3 protein-coding genes are annotated in these 3246 nt (G+C 68.0%); all 3 read left to right on the top strand.

Annotated elements, in window-relative coordinates; translation table 11 throughout:
* Nucleotides 1–231, top strand: a 231-nt coding sequence (gene purS / locus AC07DW_RS33875; protein WP_478861446.1) for a phosphoribosylformylglycinamidine synthase subunit PurS, incomplete at its 5' end; no start/stop codon positions are given.
* Nucleotides 228–908 carry a phosphoribosylformylglycinamidine synthase subunit PurQ gene (purQ, locus tag AC07DW_RS33870; protein ID WP_478861445.1) on the top strand — a complete coding sequence of 227 codons (681 nt, stop codon included), beginning with the start codon at nt 228–230 and terminating at the stop codon, nt 906–908. The genes purS and purQ, both read left to right, overlap by 4 nt.
* Nucleotides 909–996: 88 nt before the next feature.
* Nucleotides 997–3246 (top strand): phosphoribosylformylglycinamidine synthase subunit PurL, encoded by a 2250-nt coding sequence (gene purL / locus AC07DW_RS33865; RefSeq protein WP_478861444.1) that lies wholly within the window; start codon nt 997–999, stop codon nt 3244–3246.

Below are 3246 nucleotides of genomic sequence, written 5' to 3'. Positions count from 1 at the left end.
GTCGACGTCATGCTCAAGCCGGAGATCCTCGACCCGCAGGGACAGGCGGTGCAGCGTGCACTGCCTCGCCTGGGTTTCGGGGGGATCGCCGACGTTCGTCAGGGGAAGCGTTTCGAGCTGGATGTGGAGGGGCCGGTCGATGACGCCGCGCTCGCTCGTATCCGTGAGATGGCTGAGACGTTCCTTGCCAACACTGTCATCGAGGACTTCGTCGTGAGGGTGGAGTCGTGACCGCTCGGATCGGGGTGGTGACCTTCCCCGGGACGCTCGATGACCGGGACGCGTTGCGCGCGGTCCGGCTCGCGGGCGCGGAACCTGTGTCGCTGTGGCACCGGGACGAGGATTTGAGGCGGGTCGACGCGGTCGTGCTGCCGGGTGGGTTCTCCTATGGGGACTACCTGCGTGCGGGTGCGATCTCGCGGTTCTCGCCGGTGATGGGTTCGGTCATCGAGCGGGCGGGGGCCGGGATGCCGGTCCTGGGGATCTGCAACGGTTTTCAGGTGCTGACGGAGTCGCATCTGCTGCCGGGTGCGATGCTGCGCAACAACCATCTGCACTTCATCTGCCGTGATCAGAAGCTGCGGGTGGAGAACGCGGGGACCGCCTGGACGGCCGACTATGAGCGGGGCCAGGAGATCCACATTCCGCTGAAGAACATCGACGGCCGGTATGTGGCCGATGAGCGGACTTTGGATGAGCTGGAGGGCGAGGGCCGGGTGGTGTTCCGGTACGTCGACTTCAACCCCAATGGTTCGCTGCGGGACATCGCCGGCATCACGAACGCCGCGGGCAACGTGGTGGGGCTGATGCCGCACCCCGAGCACGCCGTGGAGCCGCTGGTCGGTACGGGCCGCAGCGACGGGCTCGGTTTCTTCACCTCGATCCTCAAGAAGCTGGTCAACATCTGATGAGCCTCGACACCGGAACGGCCGAGGGAGCGACTGAGCGCCCCGCGCCGCGACGACGGCACCACCCCGCGCGAAGGAGCGACCGAGCGTGACCCTCGACACCGTCAAGCATGCGACCGCGACCCCTGATGTCGAGCAGCCGTGGGCTGAGCTCGGGTTGAAGAGGGATGAGTACGAGCGGATCCGGGAGATCCTTGGCCGGCGCCCGACGGGGGCGGAGCTGGCGATGTACTCGGTGATGTGGTCGGAGCACTGCTCGTACAAGAGCAGCAAGGTCCATTTGAAGCAGTTCGGTGAGAAGGCGCCGGCCAACGACGCGATGCTGGTGGGTATCGGTGAGAACGCCGGTGTGGTGGATGTGGGTCAGGGTTATGCGGTGACCTTCAAGGTCGAGTCGCACAACCACCCCTCGTACGTCGAGCCGTATCAGGGTGCGGCCACGGGTGTGGGCGGTATCGTCCGCGACATCCTGGCGATGGGGGCGCGTCCGGTCGCGGTGGTCGATCCGCTGCGGTTCGGGGCTGCGGATCATCCCGACACCAAGCGGGTCCTGCCGGGTGTGGTGGCGGGTATCGGTGGTTACGGCAACTGTCTGGGGCTGCCGAACATTGGTGGTGAGGTGGTCTTCGACTCCTGCTATCAGGGCAATCCGCTGGTCAACGCCGGTTGTATCGGTGTGATGCGGCACGAGGACATCCACCTCGCGAAGGCTTCCGGCCCGGGGAACAAGGTCATCCTGTACGGGGCGCGGACCGGCGGCGACGGCATCGGGGGTGTGTCGGTCCTGGCGTCGGAGACGTTCGACGACACCAGGCCGGCCAAGCGGCCGGCGGTGCAGGTGGGTGACCCGTTCCAGGAGAAGCTCCTGATCGAGTGCACTCTGGAGATCTTCGCGGAGAAGCTCGTCGCCGGCATCCAGGATTTGGGTGGCGCGGGCCTGTCGTGTGCGACGTCCGAGCTGGCCTCGGCCGGCACCGGTGGTATGCGTGTGGAGCTGGATTCGGTGCCGTTGCGTGATGCGTCGCTGTCGCCGGAGGAGATCCTCATGAGCGAGTCGCAGGAACGCATGTGCGCGATCGTCGAACCGCGGCATGTGGAGCGGTTCATGGAGATCTGCGAGAAGTGGGACGTCATCGCCACCGTCATCGGTGAGGTCACCGACGGTGAGCGGCTGGAGATCTTCTGGCACGGTGAGCAGATCGTGGACGTGCCTCCGGGCACCGTCGCCCACGAGGGCCCCACCTACCACCGCCCCTACGCCCGTCCCGCCTGGCAGGACGCTCTCCAGGCCGACGACGCGGGCAGGCTCCCCCGCCCGCGGAGCTCCGAGGAGCTGCGGGAGCAGGTGCTGAAGCTGGTGTCCTCGCCGAACCAGGCGTCCAAGGCGTGGATCACCGACCAGTACGACCGGTATGTGCAGGGCAACACCGTCCTGGCCCAGCCGGAGGACTCGGGCATGATCCGCATCGACGAGGTGACCAACCTCGGTGTGGCGATCGCCACCGACGGCAACGGCCGCTACGCCAAGCTCGACCCCTACACCGGTGCGCAGCTGGCGCTGGCGGAGTCCTACCGCAATGTGGCCGCCTCCGGTGCCAGGCCGCTGGCGGTCTCCGACTGCCTGAACTTCGGCTCTCCGGAGGACCCGGCGGTGATGTGGCAGTTCGCCGAAGCCACCCGCGGCCTGGCCGACGGCTGCCTGGCCCTCGGCACCCCCGTCACCGGCGGCAACGTCTCGCTGTACAACCAGACCGGCGACACCGCGATCCACCCCACCCCCGTCGTCGCCGTCCTCGGAGTCATCGACGACGTCAACCGCCGCACCCCCATCGCCTTCGCCGAACAGGGCCAGCTGCTGTACCTGCTGGGCGACACGCGGGAGGAGTTCGGCGGCTCGGCCTGGTCCGAGGTCATCCACGACCACCTCGGCGGCCTGCCGCCGAAGGTCGATCTGGACCGGGAGAAACTCCTGGCCGACATCCTCATCGCCGCCTCCCGCGACGGCATGATCGACGCCGCCCACGACCTGTCCGACGGCGGACTGATCCAGGCCGTCGTCGAGTCCTGCCTGCGCGGCGGCAACGGCGCCCGCCTCATCGTCCCCGACGACCTGGACGCCTTCACCTTCCTGTTCAGCGAGTCCGCCGGCCGCGCCGTCGTGGCCGTCCCCCGGAGCGAGGAACTCCGCTTCACCGACATGTGCGGCGCCCGCGGCCTGCCCGCCACCCGCATCGGCGTCATCGACGGCACCCGGATCGACCTCCAGGACCAGTTCACCCTCACCCTCGACGAACTACGCCAGGCCCACGAAGCCACCATCCCCGGCCTCCTCGCCTGA

The sequence above is a fragment of the Streptomyces sp. NPDC045701 genome (genome assembly GCF_056432045.1).
The sequence above is the reverse complement of the archived record's forward strand: the minus strand, read 5'-3'. Positions and strand labels throughout refer to the sequence as shown.